Source organism: Rhizobium sp. NFACC06-2, from assembly GCF_900101425.1.
Lineage (GTDB): Bacteria > Pseudomonadota > Alphaproteobacteria > Rhizobiales > Rhizobiaceae > Agrobacterium > Agrobacterium leguminum.
In genome coordinates, this window is sequence record NZ_FMVA01000002.1 from 105309 (window position 1) to 124884 (window position 19576).

General features: G+C 59.9%; 20 protein-coding genes. 8 read left to right on the top strand and 12 right to left on the bottom strand.

Annotation, left to right across the window (positions count from 1 at the left end; genetic code table 11):
* Positions 1-104: 104 nt before the first annotated feature.
* The gene (locus F3H58_RS04850; protein WP_149741425.1) at positions 105-995 is read left to right on the top strand and encodes a LysR substrate-binding domain-containing protein; all 891 of its coding nucleotides are present in this window, start codon (positions 105-107) and stop codon (positions 993-995) included.
* On the opposite strand, the gene F3H58_RS04855 is transcribed toward F3H58_RS04850, so the two are convergent.
* The 6 genes from F3H58_RS04855 to cckA all read right to left on the bottom strand — a co-directional run bounded on the left by F3H58_RS04855 (position 974) and on the right by cckA (position 9013).
* Entirely contained in the window at positions 974-1924 is a 951-nt protein-coding gene (locus F3H58_RS04855) for a phosphatase PAP2 family protein (RefSeq protein WP_149741426.1), read from the bottom strand. The genes F3H58_RS04850 and F3H58_RS04855 overlap by 22 nt on opposite strands.
* A 70-nt stretch (positions 1925-1994) precedes the next feature.
* Positions 1995-2339, bottom strand: a complete 345-nt coding sequence (locus F3H58_RS04860) for an AzlD domain-containing protein (RefSeq protein ID WP_020810566.1) — start codon at positions 2337-2339, stop codon at positions 1995-1997.
* A complete protein-coding gene (locus F3H58_RS04865) occupies positions 2336-3094 on the bottom strand; it encodes an AzlC family ABC transporter permease (RefSeq protein ID WP_149741427.1) in 759 nt (252 codons plus the stop codon). Before F3H58_RS04865 ends, F3H58_RS04860 begins: the two co-directional genes overlap by 4 nt.
* A 170-nt stretch (positions 3095-3264) precedes the next feature.
* Positions 3265-5778 (bottom strand): ATP-dependent Clp protease ATP-binding subunit ClpA, encoded by a 2514-nt coding sequence (clpA, locus tag F3H58_RS04870; RefSeq protein WP_065653936.1) that lies wholly within the window; start codon positions 5776-5778, stop codon positions 3265-3267.
* A 10-nt stretch (positions 5779-5788) separates the two neighbouring features.
* Positions 5789-6145: an ATP-dependent Clp protease adapter ClpS gene (gene clpS, locus F3H58_RS04875; RefSeq protein ID WP_003521420.1), complete on the bottom strand. Its 357-nt coding sequence runs from the start codon at positions 6143-6145 to the stop codon at positions 5789-5791.
* Between the two features lie 282 nt (positions 6146-6427).
* The gene (gene cckA, locus F3H58_RS04880) at positions 6428-9013 is read right to left on the bottom strand and encodes a cell cycle histidine kinase CckA (RefSeq protein WP_003521421.1); all 2586 of its coding nucleotides are present in this window, start codon (positions 9011-9013) and stop codon (positions 6428-6430) included.
* A gap of 213 nt (positions 9014-9226) precedes the next feature.
* Between cckA and F3H58_RS27105 the strand changes: the two genes are divergently transcribed.
* On the top strand, positions 9227-9520 hold the full coding sequence (locus tag F3H58_RS27105; RefSeq protein WP_188128779.1) for a hypothetical protein: 294 nt from the start codon (positions 9227-9229) through the stop codon (positions 9518-9520).
* Positions 9521-9700: 180 nt separating this feature from the next.
* On the top strand, positions 9701-10951 hold the full coding sequence (locus F3H58_RS04890) for a flagellar biosynthetic protein FliO (protein WP_188128780.1): 1251 nt from the start codon (positions 9701-9703) through the stop codon (positions 10949-10951).
* 109 nt (positions 10952-11060) lie between these two features.
* On the opposite strand, the gene dksA is transcribed toward F3H58_RS04890, so the two are convergent.
* The gene (gene dksA, locus F3H58_RS04895) at positions 11061-11480 is read right to left on the bottom strand and encodes an RNA polymerase-binding protein DksA (protein WP_003496274.1); all 420 of its coding nucleotides are present in this window, start codon (positions 11478-11480) and stop codon (positions 11061-11063) included.
* A gap of 302 nt (positions 11481-11782) precedes the next feature.
* Here dksA and F3H58_RS04900 point away from each other — a divergent pair, with 302 nt between their 5' ends.
* From F3H58_RS04900 to F3H58_RS04915, 4 genes are all read left to right on the top strand, one after another.
* Entirely contained in the window at positions 11783-12259 is a 477-nt protein-coding gene (locus F3H58_RS04900; protein WP_059753198.1) for a SixA phosphatase family protein, read from the top strand.
* A 129-nt stretch (positions 12260-12388) separates the two neighbouring features.
* Complete coding sequence (locus F3H58_RS04905; RefSeq protein ID WP_149741430.1) at positions 12389-13867, top strand: YcjX family GTP-binding protein; 1479 nt, start codon at positions 12389-12391, stop codon at positions 13865-13867.
* Positions 13864-14943 (top strand): YcjF family protein, encoded by a 1080-nt coding sequence (locus F3H58_RS04910; RefSeq protein WP_149741431.1) that lies wholly within the window; start codon positions 13864-13866, stop codon positions 14941-14943. The genes F3H58_RS04905 and F3H58_RS04910 overlap by 4 nt, the downstream gene beginning before the upstream one ends.
* 129 nt (positions 14944-15072) lie before the next feature.
* Complete coding sequence (locus F3H58_RS04915) at positions 15073-15633, top strand: hypothetical protein (RefSeq protein WP_003521427.1); 561 nt, start codon at positions 15073-15075, stop codon at positions 15631-15633.
* A 14-nt stretch (positions 15634-15647) separates the two neighbouring features.
* Here the strand turns inward: F3H58_RS04915 and folK are convergent, their stop codons facing one another.
* From folK to folP, 3 genes are all read right to left on the bottom strand, one after another.
* Complete coding sequence (gene folK, locus F3H58_RS04920; protein WP_188128808.1) at positions 15648-16163, bottom strand: 2-amino-4-hydroxy-6-hydroxymethyldihydropteridine diphosphokinase; 516 nt, start codon at positions 16161-16163, stop codon at positions 15648-15650.
* 4 nt (positions 16164-16167) lie between these two features.
* On the bottom strand, positions 16168-16533 hold the full coding sequence (gene folB / locus F3H58_RS04925; RefSeq protein ID WP_003502532.1) for a dihydroneopterin aldolase: 366 nt from the start codon (positions 16531-16533) through the stop codon (positions 16168-16170).
* A 78-nt stretch (positions 16534-16611) separates the two neighbouring features.
* Positions 16612-17397: a dihydropteroate synthase gene (gene folP, locus F3H58_RS04930; protein WP_149741432.1), complete on the bottom strand. Its 786-nt coding sequence runs from the start codon at positions 17395-17397 to the stop codon at positions 16612-16614.
* 179 nt (positions 17398-17576) lie between these two features.
* Between folP and F3H58_RS04935 the strand changes: the two genes are divergently transcribed.
* Positions 17577-18203 carry a DUF922 domain-containing Zn-dependent protease gene (locus tag F3H58_RS04935; RefSeq protein WP_149741433.1) on the top strand — a complete coding sequence of 209 codons (627 nt, stop codon included), beginning with the start codon at positions 17577-17579 and terminating at the stop codon, positions 18201-18203.
* Between the two features lie 303 nt (positions 18204-18506).
* Here the strand turns inward: F3H58_RS04935 and F3H58_RS04940 are convergent, their stop codons facing one another.
* Both F3H58_RS04940 and F3H58_RS04945 read right to left on the bottom strand, forming a co-directional pair.
* Positions 18507-18827, bottom strand: coding sequence for a 2Fe-2S iron-sulfur cluster-binding protein (locus tag F3H58_RS04940; RefSeq protein ID WP_003502527.1), 321 nt, complete (start codon positions 18825-18827; stop codon positions 18507-18509).
* Positions 18828-18957: 130 nt separating this feature from the next.
* On the bottom strand, positions 18958-19326 hold the full coding sequence (locus F3H58_RS04945; RefSeq protein ID WP_020810827.1) for an Hpt domain-containing protein: 369 nt from the start codon (positions 19324-19326) through the stop codon (positions 18958-18960).
* Positions 19327-19576 lie beyond the last annotated feature (250 nt).

Here is a 19576-nt window from a genome sequence, read left to right on the forward strand (position 1 = left end):
CTCGGGCAATCAAAATCTCGAGGCGAAATTGCGCCATGCCTGCTCGCCTGACAAGACGGGTTTTTCTTGCGCTCAGGCCAAGTCTTACTTACCCTTGAGACATCATGAAATTACCGCCGCTCACCACCCTCCGGGCATTCGAAGCCGCAGCCAGAAGAACGAGTTTTTCTCTGGCTGCGCAGGAACTCGGCATGACGGCAACTGCTGTCAGCCAGCACGTGCGCAATCTGGAGGCCTGGCTCGGTGTGGCGCTGTTCGAGCGGCATGCGCGGGGCGTGAGACTTACTCCAGCCGGAAAGGAATTCGGCACCACGGTTTCGACCTCCTTACGCCAGATTGCCTCCGGCGCCGCCCGGATCCGTCAGGGCCATGACCGCATGACCGTCCGCCTTGCCAGCCTGCCCTCTGTCGTGGCACATTTTCTGACGCCTCGCCTGCCGCGCTTTCGGGCGCTTTACCCCGATATACAGGTATCCATCAGCTATTCCGGCACGCATGACGCAATACCGGCCGATCTCACCATAGGACATGGCGTCGCGTCCGGGGAAAATGCGGTCGCGCTTTTCAGCGCGGAGACGCGACCGACATGCGCGCCGGGCTATGTCGCTAAATTCGGTCCTTTCGACAATATTGACAGCCTGTTACAAGCGGAATTGCTGCATGACGACACCGAGGCGGTTTGGCAGAACTGGTTCGCAGCCGGGGGAATATCCCTGCCCGATAGCGCCGGTCCGGTTTTCGCGGATTTCAATCTGCTCGTGACCGCTCTCAAAGCCGGTCAAGGCATCGGCCTCTGCCCGACGGCGCTGCTTCACGACGAGATTGCAGAAGGTCAACTGACCGTGCTCTTCGACCGGGCGGCCGATACGGAGAAATATTACTGGCTGATGGAAGCCGAAGAGATGGCCGCACCGGCTAGACTTCTTGCGGATTGGCTTGTTGCGGAAGCCCGAGGGAGCGAAATGCGTGGCAGTTATTCCGCCGCGACGATCTGAACACGAGAGGCTGCCGCCGCTTCCATCCGCTCCCTCGCCGACAGCCAGTTGAGCAAGCGGGCGGATGCAGCACAAATGACAACAAAAGCAGCGAGACCGCCGAAAACATCCGAAAGATGGTGTCCACCCTGGACAAGAACGGCCAGCGGCATCAAGAGGTTTATCGGCAAGATCACCGCCATCACCGCCCAGTGACGCGGTATGAACCAGACTGACATTGCAGCCATGAAGATGTGAAACGATGGAAAGCCGATCAACCCCAGTACATTTTTAGGCGAAAGATAGACCACTCCCTCGGTTATGAGGCGGTTCAACTCCTGACCGTAGGTATTATCGACGGCCAACGGAATGGCCTGCGATACCCATTGCGGCAATTGCACATAGGCCGAAGGTCCGAATGTCGGCAAGAATATCCAAAAGACGATGCATGCAAACGCACCCAGTACTCCCGTCACGAGGAAATGGTGCAGCATCCGCACGTTGCCGGTAAATCCAAGCGTGAGAACGATCACCAAAAGCTGCGGCAACGATGAGGCATAGACGAAAAACAGACCGGTTCCGATCCATGGGTGGGCTGCCGCCCACAGGACGATGCCTGTCCAGCTGTAGCCAAACGCCGCATCCACACTGAAAAGCACATGATCAATCGCCGGAAAGGCCACGGGTAGGAACATGTAGTTGAAAACCGAAGCAACAAGCGTGAACAGGATGAATAACCCGCCAGAAATCAGGGCGGCAGCAATGCGAAGATCGCGCCCGCTAGTGCGATAAAGCTGGCCGAGGATAAAAACACCGACGCCTGCCAGAACGCATAGAAGATATCCTGCGTAGTCGACTTGAATGCCTTTGGCCGCAATCAATACCGCATCGACAACGAATAATATGGCGATAATGCCAAGTACAAAACGCTCTGCCGCAAAGAGTCGCATTGAATTGCTGCCCCTGTTTCAATCAGCGGCAAAGTAGGGCAACGGCCTTAATATTCGGATAAAGTGAGTACTAGAAACCGAGCGCGAACAACCCACCCGCCAGAAGCAGGATCGGCACAGCCACACCGACGATGACCCGCTGACCCGCCATCAGAAAAGCGATGAAACCGAGTGCGGCGGCGCCGATGCGCAGCCACAGGGGCGATGCTTCCAGCGTTCCGGTTGGAAACACGATCAGCTTGGCGGTGACGGCCATGACGAGCGCGGTGGCGACTGCCCTTACCCAGTGCAGCGCTTCGGAATCCTCCTTCAGGCGGTTGCCGGCGAGAACGCCGAGCCAGCGCCAGAGATCGGTCGCCAGCCAGCCGGCAATCGCGATGAAGAGATAAGGCGCCCACCAATGTTCGGTCATCATGGTTCGCTCTCCGGTGAGACGGGTTTTATCCGACGGCGGAACACGAGGCGGTCGATCAGATAGGCCGCCGTGCCCCCGCCGATCCCGGCATAGAGAATATCGAATTCCGGTGCGATGACCGCAAAGGCAGGCCCGGCGATAACGCCGATGACGAAGGCGACCTTGACGACGGAATGACGGGCCGAAGCCCAGATCGATGCCACGAAATAGACCGGCGTGAGAAAAAACAGCACGCCGGCGACAAGCGGCGGAAAGGCGGCGACAACGCCATAACACAGGCCGACGATGATGGCGTTGACCACAGTGAGCGTCATGCCGAAACCGGCGAACCAGGCGGCGCGTGCTTCGCGCGGCACCTTGGAAAGATTTTGCGTGGCAAAAACCCAGGCCGTGATTGCGACGAAGTGGGAGAGAAACAGCAAAATCCATGTCGGGGTCTTTGCGCCGCGCATTTCCGGAACGATGGAGGCGACCATCGGCATCATCCGCACCGAAGACAGCGTGACCGCCAGAAAACAGGCGGCAAGATTGGCACCGCCGACCATGGAGCCGATCAGGATCATCTTCGCCGGCAAGGCCCAGATGACCAGCGTCATGAACACCGCTTCGCCGCGCGCGACACCGGATTCCAGCGCGAAGGCGCTAAAACCGACGAAAGATGTCATCAGAATGAGCGAGGGCAGCGAAAATATGCCCCGCATTCCCCGGAAAAACCAGCCGCTCAGGGGGATGGTATCGCTGTCGGCAGTCTGCATTGCTGACCCACTTGTGCATGTCACCCGAGACTGTGCCGCAGCTTTGGGGTAACGTCATGCATAGAACAAAAAATGAAACGCGCCGGAGGTATCAGGGAAAACGCGACGCGCTTCATACATGAAAATGCCGGGCTTTCGCCCGGCATCGGTTTATCGGTCGAAGACCTTGGTCATTTCTTCTTCGGCACTTTCGGCACCGCATTGGTCTTGCGCCGTGGCTTGCTGTCCTCGTCCGACTTGTCGGCCTCGGCAACAAGGACATCCGCCTCTTCATTGGCCTTCGCCGCCTTGGAAGCGGGTTTCGTCTTGGCCTTCGCCTTGCCCGGCGATTTGGCCGCCTTCAGTTCGGCCTCCGGCTGCGGCTTCACGGGTGCCGTCTCCGGCAGGACCTCGAGTATGAGACCATCGGAGCCGTCATCCTTCTTGCCGACGGTGACGCTGACGACGCCGCCCTTCTTGAGCTTGCCAAAGAGGATTTCGTTGGCGAGCGGCTTCTTGATGTTTTCCTGGATCACGCGCGACAGCGGGCGGGCGCCCATCTTCTCGTCGTAACCCTTCTCCGCCAGCCAGGAGATCGCATCTTCATGCAGATCGAAGGTGACGTTGCGTTCGGAGAGCTGGGTTTCCAGCTGCATGACGAACTTCTGCACGACCTTGTGGATGACAGCGGTCGGCAGCGGCGAGAACGGAATGATCGCGTCCAGACGGTTGCGGAACTCCGGCGTGAACAGACGGTTGATTGCCTCTTCATCTTCACCCGTACGGCGCGAAGAGCCAAAACCGATGGCGGATTTCGCCATTTCGGATGCGCCCGCATTGGTCGTCATGATCAGGATGACGTTGCGGAAGTCGATCTTCTTGCCGTTATGGTCGGTGAGCGAGCCGTGGTCCATCACCTGCAACAGGATGTTGTAGATGTCAGGATGCGCCTTTTCGATTTCGTCCAGCAGCACCACGGAATGCGGATGCTGATCGACGCCATCGGTCAGGAGACCGCCCTGATCGAAGCCGACATAACCGGGAGGTGCACCAAGCAGGCGCGACACGGTATGGCGCTCCATGTACTCCGACATGTCGAAGCGCAGCATCTCGACGCCGAGCGAGGCGGCAAGCTGCTTGGCCACTTCCGTCTTGCCCACACCCGTCGGGCCGGAGAAGACATAGGAGCCGATCGGCTTATTCGGTTCGCGCAGGCCCGCACGCGCCAGCTTGATGGCCGTGGCAAGCGCCTCGATGGCGATATCCTGACCGTAAACGACGGAACGCAGCTCCTTTTCAAGGTTGGCGAGAACCATCTCGTCATCCTTGGAGACCGTCTTGGGGGGAATGCGGGCCATGGTCGCGATGGTGGCCTCGATTTCCCGCTCGGTGATCAGCTTGCGGCGCTTGGAGGCCGGCAGCAGCATCTGCGCCGCACCGGTCTCGTCGATCACGTCGATCGCTTTGTCCGGCAGCTTGCGGTCGGAAATGTAGCGGGCCGACAGTTCCACGGCAGCCTTGATCGCCTCATTGGAATATCTGAGGTGGTGGTAGTCCTCGAAATAGGGTTTCAGGCCCTTCATGATGGCGATTGCGTCATCGATCGACGGCTCGTTGACGTCGATTTTCTGAAAACGACGAACGAGCGCACGGTCCTTTTCGAAGAACTGGCGATATTCCTTATAGGTGGTCGAGCCGATGCAGCGGATCGCACCCGAAGACAAAGCAGGCTTCAAGAGGTTCGATGCATCCATCGCGCCACCCGAGGTCGCGCCCGCACCGATGACGGTGTGGATTTCATCGATGAACAGAACCGCGCCCGGATATTCCTCAAGCTCCTTGACGACCTGCTTCAGCCGCTCTTCGAAATCGCCGCGATAGCGGGTGCCGGCCAGCAGCGTGCCCATGTCGAGCGAGAAGATGGTGTCATTGGCGAGCGCTTCCGGCACCTTGCCTTCGACGATGCGCTTGGCGAGACCCTCGGCAATCGCCGTCTTGCCGACGCCCGGATCACCCACGTAAAGCGGGTTGTTCTTGGAGCGGCGGCAGAGAATCTGGATCGTGCGGTTGACTTCGTCGTGACGGCCGATCAGCGGGTCGATCTTGCCGTTCTTCGCCTTTTCATTGAGGTTGATGCAATAGGCCTTCAGCGCATCCTGCTGCTTCTTGGCGGAGGATCCGTCTTCCTCGGGATTACTGCGGCTCGCCTTGTTTTCGCTTTCCGGTTCATCGGCACCGCGCGGCGTGCGCGTCTGCGACGTGCCGGGGCGCTTACCGATGCCGTGGGAGATGTAGTTGACCGCGTCGTAACGGGTCATCTCCTGCTCCTGCAGGAAATAGGCAGCATGGCTTTCGCGCTCGGCGAAAATGGCCACAAGCACGTTCGCGCCGGTCACTTCCTCGCGGCCGGACGATTGAACATGGATGACGGCCCGCTGGATGACGCGCTGGAAGCCGGATGTGGGTTTGGAATCCTCGTCGTAACCCGTGACGAGGTTCGTCAGTTCATTGTCGACGTAATCGCTGACAGTCTTGCGAAGCGCATCGAGATCGACATTGCAGGCGCCCATGACGGCTGCGGCATCCGCGTCGTCGATCAGCGCCAGAAGGAGATGTTCCAGCGTCGCATATTCGTGGTGACGCTCATTTGCAAAGGTCAGTGCCTGGTGCAGCGCCTTCTCGAGACTTGGGGAAAAAGTTGGCACGTTGCGATCCTCATTTCTTTTCCATGACGCATTGCAGCGGATGCTGGTGCTGTCGGGCGAAATCCATGACCTGGCTTACTTTCGTCTCTGCGACCTCATATGTAAACACCCCGCATTCGCCCACGCCGTGCTGGTGCACGTGCAGCATGATGCGGGTTGCCGCTTCGCGATCCTTCTGGAAGAAACGCTCCAGAATGTGGATGACGAATTCCATGGGAGTGTAGTCGTCATTCAGTAAAAGAACACGGTACAAATTCGGTCTTTTTGTTTTTGGCTTGACGCGGGTGATAACAGACGTTCCGCGGTTGGTGCCGCCGCCGTCTTCCCCTTCGCCCTCGCCCTGCATGTAGATCGGCCTAGCGATCATCTTTCATCATTCTCCAAACCGTTCTCAAACCGACAGTTCTTTGCCAGGAGGGAGAACTTCGCCTCTTCATATCTAGGTCGTTAAGACGCGATTTTAAGCCCCTTGCGAAACGGTGCAATCACTATTGCGTTTGCGAAGAGGCAAACCTCGGGAAAAGTGCGGATATGGAGGCAGCCAGGGCGCAGGAAGACACGGACCCGCAGTAGCGGCGCATTGTTCAGGCCGGATGAAATAGATGCGACAGGTCGCGGCGCAGCCGAATCCGGTTCGCCGCCGCCCGCCTTATTCCTTGTCGTCGAGCATTTCGCGAACGGCGATGGCGAGCTGCTTGAGCGAGAAGGGTTTGGGCAGGAAACCGAACTTGGCGTCCGCGGGCAGGTTCTTTGCGAAAGCATCCTCGGCATAACCCGAAACGAAGATGAATTTCAGGTCCGGATAGGACTTTCGCAGTTCCCTCAGCAGCGACGGACCGTCCATTTCCGGCATCACGACGTCGGAAACGACGATGTCGACCTTGCCTTCCAGTTCCTCCATCACCTCCAGGGCTTCGGTGCCGGAGCCGGCCTCATGCACGGTGTAGCCGCGGGTTTCCAGCATGCGCTTGCCGCCGCGCCGCACCGCCTCCTCGTCCTCCACCAGAAGCACGACGGCGGATTTGCCGGTCAGGTCCAGCGGCTCTTCCTTCACCGGCTCGGCTGCGATGACCGGAGCAAGCGCCGCCTCGCCGGGCTGCCCGTTGCCCTGAACGGCCTCCACCACATGGCGCGGCAGGTAGATGCGGAAGGCGGTTCCCTTGCCCACTTCCGATTCGGGATAGATATAACCGCCCGACTGCTTGACGATGCCATAGACCATCGACAGGCCAAGGCCGGTGCCCTTGCCGACTTCCTTGGTGGTGAAGAAGGGTTCGAAAATCTTGTCCATGATCTCGGGCGGAATACCCGTGCCGTTATCGGCAACTTCCACCATCACCATGTCCTCGGCCGGGAATTCCGGACGGCCAAGCGCTGCGATTTCCTTCGCGTCGACGTTGCGCGTCCTGATGGTGATCTTGCCGCCGTCGGGCATGGCGTCGCGTGCATTGACGCAGAGATTGATGAGCACCTGCTCGAATTGCGACAGATCCGTCTTTACCGGCCACAGATCGCGGCCGTAATCGACCTCCAGCTTGACATTGGTGCCGGAAATAAGCCTGTCCACCAGCATGCGCAGATCGCCGATCACATCCGTAAGGTTGAGGATGGCAGGACGCATGGTCTGCTTGCGCGAGAACGCCAGAAGCTGGCGCACCAGCACGGCCGCGCGGTTGGCGTTGCGCTTGATCTCCATGAGATCGGCGAAGCTCGGATCGGCAGGCCGCGCCTGTAGCAGAAGATGGTCCGACGACAGCAGGATGGCGGTCAACACGTTGTTGAAATCGTGGGCGATGCCGCCGGCGAGGGTGCCAACCGCATTCATCTTCTGCGTCTGCGCCATCTGGGTCTCGAGCGCCTTCTGCTCGGTCACCTCTATGGCGTAGACGATAGCCACTTCTTCCGGGGCTTCATCATCCTGATCGATGACAGCGTTGACGTAGAAGCGGAAATGCCGGCCCTCGTCGCTCGGGTGGCGGGAATCGAAAGGCGCGATATCGCCCTGACGGTCCTTGGCTTCAGCCAGCGCCTGCTCGAGCCGCGGTTTTTCATTGTCATGGATGACTGTCTCAAGCGCCACGCCACGATCGATATCGTCGCGTCCGACAACGCCGGAGAACAATTTCAGGAAGGGCGCGTTGATCCGCAGGATGCGGCCTTCGCCATCGAGCGAGGCAATCGCCATCGGCGTGTTGTTGAAAAAGCGGGTGAACCGCATGGCGGAGGAGGATTCCGTATCCTCCTGCCCCTTTGGGCGCATCAGGACGATGGTGCGGCTCTCGCCGGGCGCGCCATCTTTCGAGGTGACCTGATGCACGAGGCGGGCCGGCATGCTCTGGCCGTTCACCCGGCGCATGTCGAGATCGAGGATTTCAGTGCGCTTCGCCGTGCCCTGCGGATGCACCGATTCGATCAGCGCCATGCCCTCGCCGGCGACGATATCGGAAACGGTCATCGAGCCGGGTGAGAACTGCGCCAGATCGATGCCGAGCCATTCCGACAGGGTGGCGTTCAGATAAACGATCTCGCCCTTGCGCCCGGCGGAAAAGAAACCGGCCGGGGCGTGATCGAGGTAATCGATGGCATTCTGCAATTCGCGGAAGAAGCGCTCCTGATCCTCTCGCTCGGGCGTGATATCGGCGATCTGGAAGACGTGCAGCCCCTCGCCGCCCGCATCCTTCAGCACCCGGCCCTTCAGCCTGTACCAGTGCGGGCCCGCGTTGGAATCCTCACCCAGCGGCTTCAGCAGCCGGAACTCTTCGTAACCGTCGCGGCCTTCGCGCAGCACGTTGATGAGCCGGTAAAGCGCTTCGGTCGATTCCCGGCTGCGCGACAGGAGCGTTTCGAGACTCTGGATATCGCTCGCCTTGGTGGTGCCGCTCATCCGGCAATAGGTGGCGTTGGCATAGACCATATGCCCCTTGGCGTCGGTGATCAGCGTGCCTTCGGGGTGAGCCGAGAGAAAGCGGCGGGCAAGCCCGTCGGATTGCGACTGAGGCATGACCTCGATGAAACCGATGATCGACGAGACCAGAAAGAAGATGCCCATCATGGCCAGCACGCCGAGAATGCCGAGCACGATTTCGTTTTCGAGCGAATCCTTGAAATAGACGAAGGCGGCAGCGGCGGCGATCAGCACCAGCGCCAGAAGCAGAATGCGCAGGACCGTGCCGGAACGGGCGCGCCTGTCCACCAGCGGAAGGTCGTTGTCGCTTGTCTCGCGCACCCGTGTCATCTTGGCCTCGCAGTCGTGCAGGTCGTCATTCGGTCAGCCCTATTTCCCTGACGGAATCGGGCAGTAAAATTTCTTGTAGCAACTCGCTTGACCGGCAAAAAGCTCCGCCAGACACAAAGGCTTAAAAACGCACAGCGAAAACGGCCTGAAAGGTGTATAAAAGCCTTAAAAGACTACGGCCTTGTACAGGTCAGCTCCTTCACCTGACATTGAATGCGCGGCGCGGAACAGACGATCTTGCCGTCAGCGACAGTGCAAACCGAGCATCCGTCCGTGAAGTCGACGCAGGAAGGATTTTCACGCACGAACTCCGCCATGGTCGCGGCGTTGTCCGGCACCTTGTCTTCGGCCCAGGCGATTGAATGCGGAAACGCGAAAAACGGTGGCAACAGCAAAACAACACGCATCAAATGCCGTGCGGGGGAGCCGTTAATGCGCAATGACTGGAACATTCCGGAACGCTCCTTCGGCAAAAGAATTGCAACTTTCACTGTCTTTCAGCATTGAAGGACGAGATATGGCGCTTTGGTGGCGTCGTTACGGTTGAGGCGGCAATCCTGTGGGGCGAAATGAATAAACCTTGTATCGCGCCCAAAAAAATCGTCTTTTCCTGCTTGACGTTCACTTTATAAGAACCACGGCAATATTAATTGCCCAAGAAACGAAAAAGCCAAAAAATCTGAAGGGATGATCTCCATGATGGAAGATTTTATCGGCGCTTATGGAAACCGTCTCATCGTCGCCGTCGTCGGTGTGGGTGTGGCCCTGCTTGTTCTGGCGATTGCGCTGTGGCTTCTGCGCAGGCGCAGCGGCTCTGCCCCTTTCATCCGCGGCGGGCGCAACCGGCAGCCGCGACTCCAGGTTCTCGACGCGACGGCCGTGGACGCACGCCGCCGTCTGGTGCTGGTACGCCGTGACAATGTCGAGCATCTCGTCATGATCGGCGGCCCAACGGATATCGTCATCGAAAGCGGTATAGGCGCGATCCCCATTGTCAGGGACGTGCAGGAGCCGGAATTGAAGGCGCTGCCGCGCCAGGAAAGCGAGCAGAAGAGAGCCGAGCCGGCGATCCACCAGGAACGTCGCCCCGCCCTGCCGCAACAGCAGCCCGTTACGGCTGCGGCTCCCCTTTCCGCGCCTGAAGAACCCGTGAAGCAAACACAGCGGCCGGAGCCGCCGGCACCTGTGCCGTCCCCGCGGCCGGCACCCGTTGCGCCAGCCGCCGCTCAGGTTCCGCCACGCCCATCGACCCCGCCGCAACCCGCACCCACGCCTTCAACGGCGCGCGAAACCGCGCCGCCGGCAAGACAGGCGGCACCCGAGCGGGAGACAGCGCGCCCCACGCCGCCGCCAATACCGGTTGCAGCGGCTCCGGTCGCTGCCGTCTTGCCCATGGCGGCGGCATCGCTCGACATGGCGGCGGCGCGAACGGAACCCAGGCGTGCCGAGCCCGTCGTGCCAGCTCCGGCACCAGTCGCACCGCCGATCCCTGTACAGACGCCCGTCGAGGCAAAGGCGGAAGAACGGACTTCGGAATTCGCCCCGCCGGTCTTTGCCGCGCGCGAACCGGTGATCGATCAATCCATCGCCGCCGATTTTCTCGATGCTGCACGGGAGCGCGTCCTTCCCGACCTGAAGCCCGGACAGACAACGCCGCCCGCACCTTTCCCGCCCAAGCCTGAAAATCCGGCTGTGGCTTCGAATGACGCCGAGCCAAAATTTTCCGATGCGCTCGCCAGCGATTTCGAAAGCTTCCTTGAGGCGGAGATCGCCAAAAGCAAGGAGGCGGATAACGAACCGTCCATCTCCCCTATCGCGGAAAAGCAGATCAAGCCGCAGCCAGCTTCCCCGCCTGTCACCGGCGCTTCACCGGATGGAGACATGCAGAAGGAAATGGCGCGTATCTTCGGAGAGCTTTCCGTGACCCGCGACCGCTGACGCGCGCGGGTCTTCCGACCAGAAATTCGAAATAGAAAAAGGGCACGGAAGCGATTTCCGTGCCCTTATTATTTGTCATGCGATTTGCCGACCTCTCGGCCGCAGCGCCTTATTCGTCGCGATAGACTTTTTCGCGACGCTCGTGACGCTCTTGCGCCTCGATGGAAAGCGTTGCAATCGGGCGGGCGTCCAGACGCTTGAGGCCGATAGGCTCACCCGTTTCCTCGCAGTAACCGTAAGTACCGTCTTCGATCCGCTGAAGAGCCGCATCGATCTTGGAAATCAGCTTGCGCTGACGGTCGCGGGCGCGAAGTTCGATCGCCCGGTCCGTTTCGGAAGAAGCCCGATCGGCGAGATCGGGGTGGTTGGCGCTTTCTTCGGCGAGATGTCCGAGGGTCTCGCGCGCTTCTCTCAGGATGTCATTTTTCCAGGCGACCAGCTTCGCGCGGAAGTAAGCCCGCTGGCTGGCATTCATGAACTCATCGTCTTCCGAGAGCACATATTTGCTAAGATCGATCTTCTCACTCAACGCGATTCTCCTCGAAGAACATCTCAATGCGGCGGTGTATACTCCAATGATAGTGGCCGATTCAAGTCTGCAGATCAGTTTTCAGGCATTTTTAAAACTGACACAAAAATCATCTAAATGACTAATTTTTATCCTTTATTCGTATTGAAGCGAACTCTTCTTCAATCACTTCAACGCGACTTACCAACAGGAAAGAGGACTTGCAGTCCTGCAACCCTATCCTGTAGCATTCAACCCGTGCCCTGACATTCGAACGCCGGTCCCCGCCCTTGACAGCATCTTCCCCGAGCCGAGTTTATCTTCTGCGCCACGCCAAGGCCGCCTGGGCGGCGCCGGGAGAACGGGATTTCGACCGGGGATTGAACGAAGCCGGCTTTGCCGAGGCGGAGGTCATCGCCGACCTTGCCGCCGACCGGCACTACCGCCCCGATCTGCTTCTGTCATCCACGGCTGCGCGTTGCCGGCAGACCACGCAGGCCTGGCAGCGTGCCTTCAACGAAGGCATAGACATCTTCTACGTCGATGAAATGTATAATGCGCGCAGCGAAACCTATCTCTCCCTCATCGCCGCGCAGGCGCAGGCGCAATCGGTGATGCTGGTGGGCCACAACCCCACCATGGAGGCGACGCTGGAAGCGATGATCGGCGAAGATTTGCTGCATGCCGCCCTGCCCTCGGGCTTTCCGACATCGGGCCTTGCGGTTCTCGACCATGATGACAGCGCCGCGAACGGTAAAAACAGCTGGCGGCTGGTCGATTTTCTCGCGCCGGGCAAATAATCGCTGCGGCCCTTCCTACGAATTTTGCAAAGCCGCCCTGCTGAAAATCCGCTGGAGCGCTTCTTTTTTGGGCAGCCATACCTTCCTATATTGCAGCCGTGACCGTTAAACACAGCCAGGAAACTGCCATTGCCGCCTTCTCTTACGTCCCTGACAGACAGCGCGCTTATCGCATTCGATAATCTGGCCGACCGTGCGAGCAACCTCACCCACCCGACATTGCGGCTTGGCGTCACCGGCCTTTCGCGGGCGGGCAAGACGGTTTTCATCTCTTCCCTCGTCCACAATCTCCTGAATGGCGGCCGGCTGCCGTTGTTCGAGGCCATGCGCTCAGGGCGCGTCTCGAATGTGCGGCTGGAGCCGCAGCCGGATGACGCCATTCCCCGTTTTCAATATGAGGATCATATTCAGGCGCTGGTGCGCGACCGGCTGTGGCCGGATTCGACACGGGCAATCTCGGAACTCAGGATAACGCTGGATTATCAGAGCGCCAGCGGCTGGGGCCGATGGTTTTCGGCCGGCAAGCTCTCCATCGATATTGTCGATTATCCCGGCGAATGGCTCCTCGACCTGCCGCTTCTGTCGCAGGACTATAAACAGTTCAGCGATGCGACCGTCGCCCTGGCCCAAAGCGGCATCCGTGCCGAACTGGCGCAGGAATGGCTGGCTATCGCCTCTTCGCTCGACATCAATGCACCGGCCGAGGAGATGACGGCCCGACGTCTGGCCGAAAGTTTCGCAGCCTATCTGAAGGCCTGCAAATCCGATGAAAGATCGCTTTCCACACTGCCGCCCGGCCGCTTTCTGATGCCCGGCGATCTGGAAGGATCGCCCGCGCTGACGTTCGCACCGCTTCCCGGCCTGACGGACGAGAAAGCGCCCAAGGGCTCCCTGCGCGCCATGATGGAACGGCGCTATGACGCCTATAAGTCGATTGTGGTCAAACCCTTCTTCCGCGAGCATTTCGCCCGCCTCGACCGGCAGATCGTTCTGATCGACACGCTGCAGGCGGTCAATCGCGGCCCTGAAGCCGTGCAGGATCTGGAGCGGGCGCTAGGCGATGTGCTTGCCTGTTTTCGCCCCGGCACCAACAGCCTGCTGTCGTCGCTGATCGGCCGGCGTATCGACAAGGTGCTGATCGCCGCCACCAAGGCCGATCACCTGCATCACGAAAGCCACGACCGACTGGAGCGCCTGACCCGCCGTCTGGTGGACCGCGCCATCACCACCATCGGCATGAATGGCGCCGGCATTGAGGTCATGGCGCTCGCTTCCGTGCGCGCCACAAGAGAGGCGAGCGTGCGACAGGATGGCCACGAGCTGCCCGTTATCGTCGGCACGCCCATGGCCGGTGAAACCATCAATGGCGAGACCTTCGACGGCAATCGCAAGACCGCGATCTTTCCCGGCGATCTGCCCGAGGATCCGGAACCGCTTTTCCGCAGCATCGACAGGGATGGCGACAAGGCGTCGCTGCCGGACGTCAATGTCGTGCGCTTCCGCCCGCCGAACATAGATGAGCCGGGCAGCGGCGGCATCCGCCTTTCCGTTCCCCATATCAGGCTCGACCGCGCCATGCAGTTCCTGTTCGGAGACAAGCTCGCATGAAGCTTCCCACACAAAACGATCCGCAGGCGCGCCGTCCGGCCGCTTTCACGCTTGAAACCGAAGAGACGGCACGACCGTCCGCCGCACAGAAACGCGCGCCGCGCAGCTTCGACGCCGAGATTTCGCTGACGCCCGACGAGGACGATCCGTTTCTGGCGCCTGAGGAAATCGATGCCGCCGCGCTGCCGGTGGCGTCTCCGAAGAAAAGCCGCTTCTCCTTCGGCAAGCTTGCGCTCGGCGCGCTTGGCGTCTTGTTCTCGCTTGCCTTCGGGCTCTGGGCGGATCAGCTCATCCGCAACCTGTTCTCCCGTTCCGACTGGCTGGGTTACACGGCCACTATCGCTCTTATTGTGGCGCTTTTCGCCGTTCTCGTTCTTGTCGGCCGGGAAGTCTTCGGCATCATGCGGCTTAACGCCGTGCAATCCTTGAAGGCCGATGCCGAGACGGCGAGCCTCGACAAGAGCCCGAAACCCGCACGCACCATCGTCACCCGCCTGAATGCCGTTCTCTCCCACCGGGCCGAAACGGCCAAGGGGCGTGCGGCGCTGAAGGAAACGGAAAACGATGTGATCGACGGCCCGCATCTGATCGAGCTTGCCGAACGCGAGTTGCTCGTTCCGCTCGACCGGCAGGCCCGCGCCCTCATTCTCAATTCGTCCAAGCGCGTCTCCGTCGTCACCGCCGTCAGCCCGCGCGCGGTGGTCGATCTCGCTTATGTGCTGTTTGAAGTGACGCGGCTGGTGCGCGCCATGGCGGAGCTTTATGGCGGCCGTCCCGGCACACTCGGCATGCTGAAGCTCCTGCGCGATGTCGTCGCCCATCTTGCCGTCACGGGCTCGATCGCCGTTGGCGACGGGCTCGCCCAGCAGGTTCTCGGCCACGGTCTTGCCTCGAAACTCTCGGCGCGACTCGGCGAAGGCGTCATCAACGGCCTGATGACGGCGCGAATCGGCATTGCCGCGATGGATCTGTGCCGCCCGCTGCCGTTCAGGGCGGTGAAGCGGCCGGGGATCGGCGATTTCATGTCCGACCTCACACCCGATTTAAGCGGTGGAAAAACCGGTGAAAAAGCCTGATTACCCGGGCCTGGGCGGTTCAAAAGGTTACGAACGAAGCCGCAAATGAGAGCGAAATAAACCAAGCATTAACCATTCCGCCGGTAGATTGCAGCCTATCGAACAGGCATCTTCGCCGGGGAAAGTATCATGTATTCGCGCTTCTTTTCGCTTGTGGGCGGGCTCGCCGCCATATTGTCCGTCAGCGGCGGTTTCGGCATGTCTGACGTCCATGCCGCATCGCGCGATCGCGACGACGTGTTCTTCCGCTCCGTGGCCGGTGTGTGGAAAGGCCCGGGCGAAATCGTCGCCGGCAAATACAAGGGCACGAAGTTCACCTGCGATCTGACGGGCGAGCCGCTCGACGACAAGCAGACCGGCATCAAGCTCGGCGGCACCTGCCGCGTCGGCGTCTTCAGCCAGCCCATGTCCGCTGTCATCAGCCAGAAGGGCAACTCTTACGAGGGCAAATTCCTCGACGGCGCCGAAGGCAAGGGACTGGACATCACCTCCGGACAGGTCAGCGGCGACAAGGTCGTCGTCGGCATCAACCGCGCCAAGCTCAACGGTGCAATGGTCGCCCGCGTCTCGAACGACAATTCGATGAACATTACCATTTCGGTCAAGGTCGCCGACCAGATGATCCCAGTCATCGGCGTGACGCTGGCGCGCGATATCGACCAGCTCGCCGTTGGTTCGATCAAGCCGTAAAAGCCATACTCTTCTCAGCCATCGCCTAGCGGGAGTGTCCACCACTCCCGTTTTTCGTTTGCGCTGATAATGCCCGTCTTGTCTGCCTGCTGAAGCCATTCCCGCACGGGCTTGCCTTTTACCTCAAGGTCGGGCGCGATATCGGCAAGCGGCATCAGTACGAAAGCGCGCTCCGTCATGCGCGGATGCGGCACTTCGATGCTTTCCGTTACGAGAGATTCATTCCCATAGGTCAGCACATCGATATCGATGGTGCGCGGACCCCAGCGCTCCGTGCGCACCCGCTTCATACCCTTTTCGATGTCGAGGCATAATTGCAGCAGCGCAGGCGCTGAAAGCGAGGTTTCGACCAAAGCGCAGCAATTGAAAAAATCCGCCTGATCCGTCTTGCCCCAGGGCGGCGTGCGGTAAAGGCCGGACACGGCCAGCAGGCGGCAGTCACCATGCGCATCGAGCTCGCGCAGAGCCCTCGCCATGGCGGCTGCGGGATCGCCGATATTGCCGCCGAGCCCCAAGGTGGCGACGGTCATCTTTTCAGGCACGGTGTTCAACGCTCACCTGCGCATAATCGAGAATGCCCGGAACCGGTGCCGAGGGTTTGCGTACCGTGATCCTGAGCCAGACGATCTGCGGATAACGGGCGCGAAGCGCCTTGGCGATGTCGTTCGCCAGCGCCTCGATGAGATAACGGCGCTGCCCGACGACGATTTTTTCGATGACGGCGAAAGCCACGCCATAATCGACGGTATTTTCGATATCGTCGGTTTCCAGCGCATCACCCGCCTCGACTTCCATCTCGGCATCGACGAAAAAGCGCTGGCCCAGCACCTCCTCCTGCTCGAGAAGGCCATGACGGGCGAAAAAAGAACAGTTTTTCAGGATGATGGTATAGCGGCTCATCGCATCGCCTCCATGGCAGGACTGTTTCGCCAAAAAGCCGCGCCACCTTCGGGACACGGCATTCCGGCACTCGTTGATCTACGCATCGGCCTTTGCCGACGTTTTGGCAAGAACCGCATCGGCGATTGCCAGCGCATCGCGGGTTGCGGCGACATTGTGCACGCGAAAAATCGAAGCGCCGGCAAGCCTCAGGATCGCGGTGGTCGCAGCCGTTCCGATATCGCGTTCATGGGCCGCATCCCGGCCCGTCAGCGACCCGATGAAACGCTTGCGCGACGTACCGGCCAGAACCGGCAGGCCGAAAGCGGCAAGTTCGCCGAAACGCGCCATGAGCGCGACATTTTCGCCCTCGTCCTTGGCGAAACCGAAACCGGGATCGAGCACGATGGCGTCGCGGCCAATACCCGCATCCTCGGCGATCTCAAGCGAGCGATTGAGGAATTCGAACTGGTCGGCGATGATATCGGCAAGCTTCTGCCGGTCGCGGCCGGTATGCATGATGCATACGCCGGCGCGGGTGGCGGCGACCACACCGGCCATTTCCGCGTCCTTCTGCAGGCCGAAGACATCATTGACGATATGTGCGCCTGCCCCGACCGCCAGTCGCGCTGTCGAGGCGCGATAGGTATCGACGGAAATCAGCACATCCGTCTCGCGGCGCAATTTTTCGATGACGGGCAGCACCCGGTCCTGTTCTTCGGCTTCCGTCACCGCGGCCGCACCCGGCCGGGTGGATTCGCCGCCGATATCGATGATGTCAGCGCCCTCTTCCACGCAGGTCAGCGCATGGGAAAAAGCCGCATCGACGGCGAGATAACGGCCGCCATCGGAAAAGGAATCGGGCGTTGCATTGACGATGGCCATAATACGGCCACGCCCATCAAGTTTCAGGGAGCGGCCATGGGCCGCTTGCCACGCGTTGCTGCCGGCTGTTATCACGTAACACGCGCCTTTCGGGAATAACGGAGTGTTATGCCAATTCTTATAAGTTCCGCTCCGCCTATGCAGCAAACCTTTTTCAAGTTCAACCGGAAGGCCGGGTCATGACCAAATCATCACGTGCTCTTTGCGCCGCTTTAGCGGCCGCGGTGGCACTTTCCCTACCCGGATCGGCTTTTTCCGAAACCATCGTCCGCAAGACCTATTCCTATTTTTCGATCAGCGGCAAAACCGCCGCTGACCTTGACCAGCAGCTTTCCAGGCACGGCCCGCTGACGCGCAATACCGGCGCGCGCCATCCAGGCGCCACCGAAATTAAATTCGGCGGCGAGCTCACCTATGTCGAGAAAAACGGCCTTTGCAGCGTCGGTACGGCCAAAGTGGTGCTGAATACCCGCATTCTCCTGCCGCAATGGAAAAACCGCCGCCGCACCACGGCGGAACTGGCCTTCATCTGGGATACGCTGCTTGCCGATATCAAGCGCCACGAGGAGCGCCACGCGGAAATCGCCCGCACCCACGCCCGCTCGCTCGAAAGACAGCTGACGTCGCTTCGCCCGCAGAAAAGCTGCGAGACGCTGCAGGAAATGGTCGGCAAGATCACCCAGACGGTGATGGACGAGCATGACAAGGACCAGATGCGCTTCGACGTCGTGGAATCGAAAAATTTCGATGCCCGCATGACACGGCTTTTGAAGAACCGGCTCGAGCAGGGCCAGAACCGCCACTGAGCGGTCTTACACCCCATCTCATTCCCTTAACATCAAGCGCGGACATGACGTTACGTCATGTCCGATATCACCCGTGAATTCTCGTGATGGTGCCGTCGCCAAGACTCATTGTACGTTCTTCGTACGGTATCGGACCATTCGGCCAAGTGGCTTGAGGGCTCCAGCCGTCTCCGGTTCTCCCGGTGCGCACTTGAGGGCTCGCAGGTGTTTCCTCCCTCGCCTGCATGCTGCGTACCCGCCTCGCCCCGCTCCCCGCTACCAGGTGAGCGGGGCTTTTTCTGCGTTTAGCAATGACGAAAGATGTCAGCCCTGACGTTCGGGAACATGAACGACGAGACCATCGAGCTCGTCGTTCATCTTGATCTGACAGGAAAGGCGAGAGGTGGGGCGCACGTCGAAGGCGAAGTCCAGCATGTCCTCTTCCATCGGTTCCGGGCCGCCGACGCGCTCGGCCCAGGCGTCGTCGACATAGACATGACAGGTCGCACAGGCACAGGCGCCGCCGCATTCGGCATCGATGCCGGGAATGGAGTTGCGCACCGCATTCTCCATGACGGTGGAGCCATTGCTCACGTCGAGTTCATGGGGCGTGCCATCAAAGGCAACGATGGTCAGTTTTGTCATGCCGGAAATCCAAAATGTGATCTAAGAACTGTTCTAAACACATAGAAAGGCCGATCCGCCTTGGCAACCCGCTTCAAGGGCGCACAGACGCAACCGGCCTTGCAAAATGCCAAATTCGATATGTTGCGCCTCAGCGGCAGAGCTTGAGGATGAAATTTTCGGCCTCGACGATGGTCGCCGCGAGTTTTGCTATCGCCGCGCTGTCATTGCCCTTGTCTTCCACCACGGCTGCGGCCGCGGAAACGGCCGAGGCGCCGACGGCCTGTGCAGACCCCTTCAAGCGATGGGCCGTTGCCATGACGGCCTTGTCGTCGGCGCCTGCCATTTCATGCAGGGCGGCGCGGGCGTTGCGGCTGAAGAGTTGCAGCACTTCGATCTCCAGATCCTTGTCGCCCATCGTCTGCCGGGCGAGATGATCGAAATCGATCGGTTTTTTACCGGCGGCGGGCGCACCGCCGCAATTGTCGGGAGCTTCGAAAGCAATACTGACCGCTGCCATAGCTGAAATTCCTGTCTCGCCGTTTCCTGTTTCGTGTCACATCTGTGTCGTATTCACGCATCCGGGCCGCTGCTATCGGCTTAAATTACGGCGTGACGCAGGCGAAAATCTTCTGCTATGGTTAATTTATGTTAAACTTATGCGAAACAAGGCGTTCAGCGTGAAACTCAGGTTTAAAAACTGTTAAAAAGCCGACACTTCGCCACCGCCGCAAATCCGCATTAATTGTTTCGAACACCTAAATGTGTCA

Excerpts from the sequence above, each read along its gene's own strand:
- F3H58_RS04850 (WP_149741425.1), top strand. The coding sequence starts at position 105 with ATGAAATTACCGCCGCTCACCACCCTCCGGGCATTCGAAGCCGCAGCC.
- F3H58_RS04855 (WP_149741426.1), bottom strand. The coding sequence starts at position 1,924 with ATGCGACTCTTTGCGGCAGAGCGTTTTGTACTTGGCATTATCGCCATA.
- F3H58_RS04860 (WP_020810566.1), bottom strand. The coding sequence starts at position 2,339 with ATGATGACCGAACATTGGTGGGCGCCTTATCTCTTCATCGCGATTGCC.
- F3H58_RS04865 (WP_149741427.1), bottom strand. The coding sequence starts at position 3,094 with ATGCAGACTGCCGACAGCGATACCATCCCCCTGAGCGGCTGGTTTTTC.
- clpS (WP_003521420.1), bottom strand. The coding sequence starts at position 6,145 with ATGATCGCTAGGCCGATCTACATGCAGGGCGAGGGCGAAGGGGAAGAC.
- cckA (WP_003521421.1), bottom strand. The coding sequence starts at position 9,013 with ATGACACGGGTGCGCGAGACAAGCGACAACGACCTTCCGCTGGTGGAC.
- F3H58_RS27105 (WP_188128779.1), top strand. The coding sequence starts at position 9,227 with ATGCGCGGCGCGGAACAGACGATCTTGCCGTCAGCGACAGTGCAAACC.
- F3H58_RS04890 (WP_188128780.1), top strand. The coding sequence starts at position 9,701 with ATGATCTCCATGATGGAAGATTTTATCGGCGCTTATGGAAACCGTCTC.
- F3H58_RS04910 (WP_149741431.1), top strand. The coding sequence starts at position 13,864 with ATGAAGCTTCCCACACAAAACGATCCGCAGGCGCGCCGTCCGGCCGCT.
- F3H58_RS04915 (WP_003521427.1), top strand. The coding sequence starts at position 15,073 with ATGTATTCGCGCTTCTTTTCGCTTGTGGGCGGGCTCGCCGCCATATTG.
- folK (WP_188128808.1), bottom strand. The coding sequence starts at position 16,163 with ATGACCGTCGCCACCTTGGGGCTCGGCGGCAATATCGGCGATCCCGCA.
- folB (WP_003502532.1), bottom strand. The coding sequence starts at position 16,533 with ATGAGCCGCTATACCATCATCCTGAAAAACTGTTCTTTTTTCGCCCGT.
- folP (WP_149741432.1), bottom strand. The coding sequence starts at position 17,397 with ATGGCCATCGTCAATGCAACGCCCGATTCCTTTTCCGATGGCGGCCGT.
- F3H58_RS04935 (WP_149741433.1), top strand. The coding sequence starts at position 17,577 with ATGACCAAATCATCACGTGCTCTTTGCGCCGCTTTAGCGGCCGCGGTG.
- F3H58_RS04940 (WP_003502527.1), bottom strand. The coding sequence starts at position 18,827 with ATGACAAAACTGACCATCGTTGCCTTTGATGGCACGCCCCATGAACTC.
- F3H58_RS04945 (WP_020810827.1), bottom strand. The coding sequence starts at position 19,326 with ATGGCAGCGGTCAGTATTGCTTTCGAAGCTCCCGACAATTGCGGCGGT.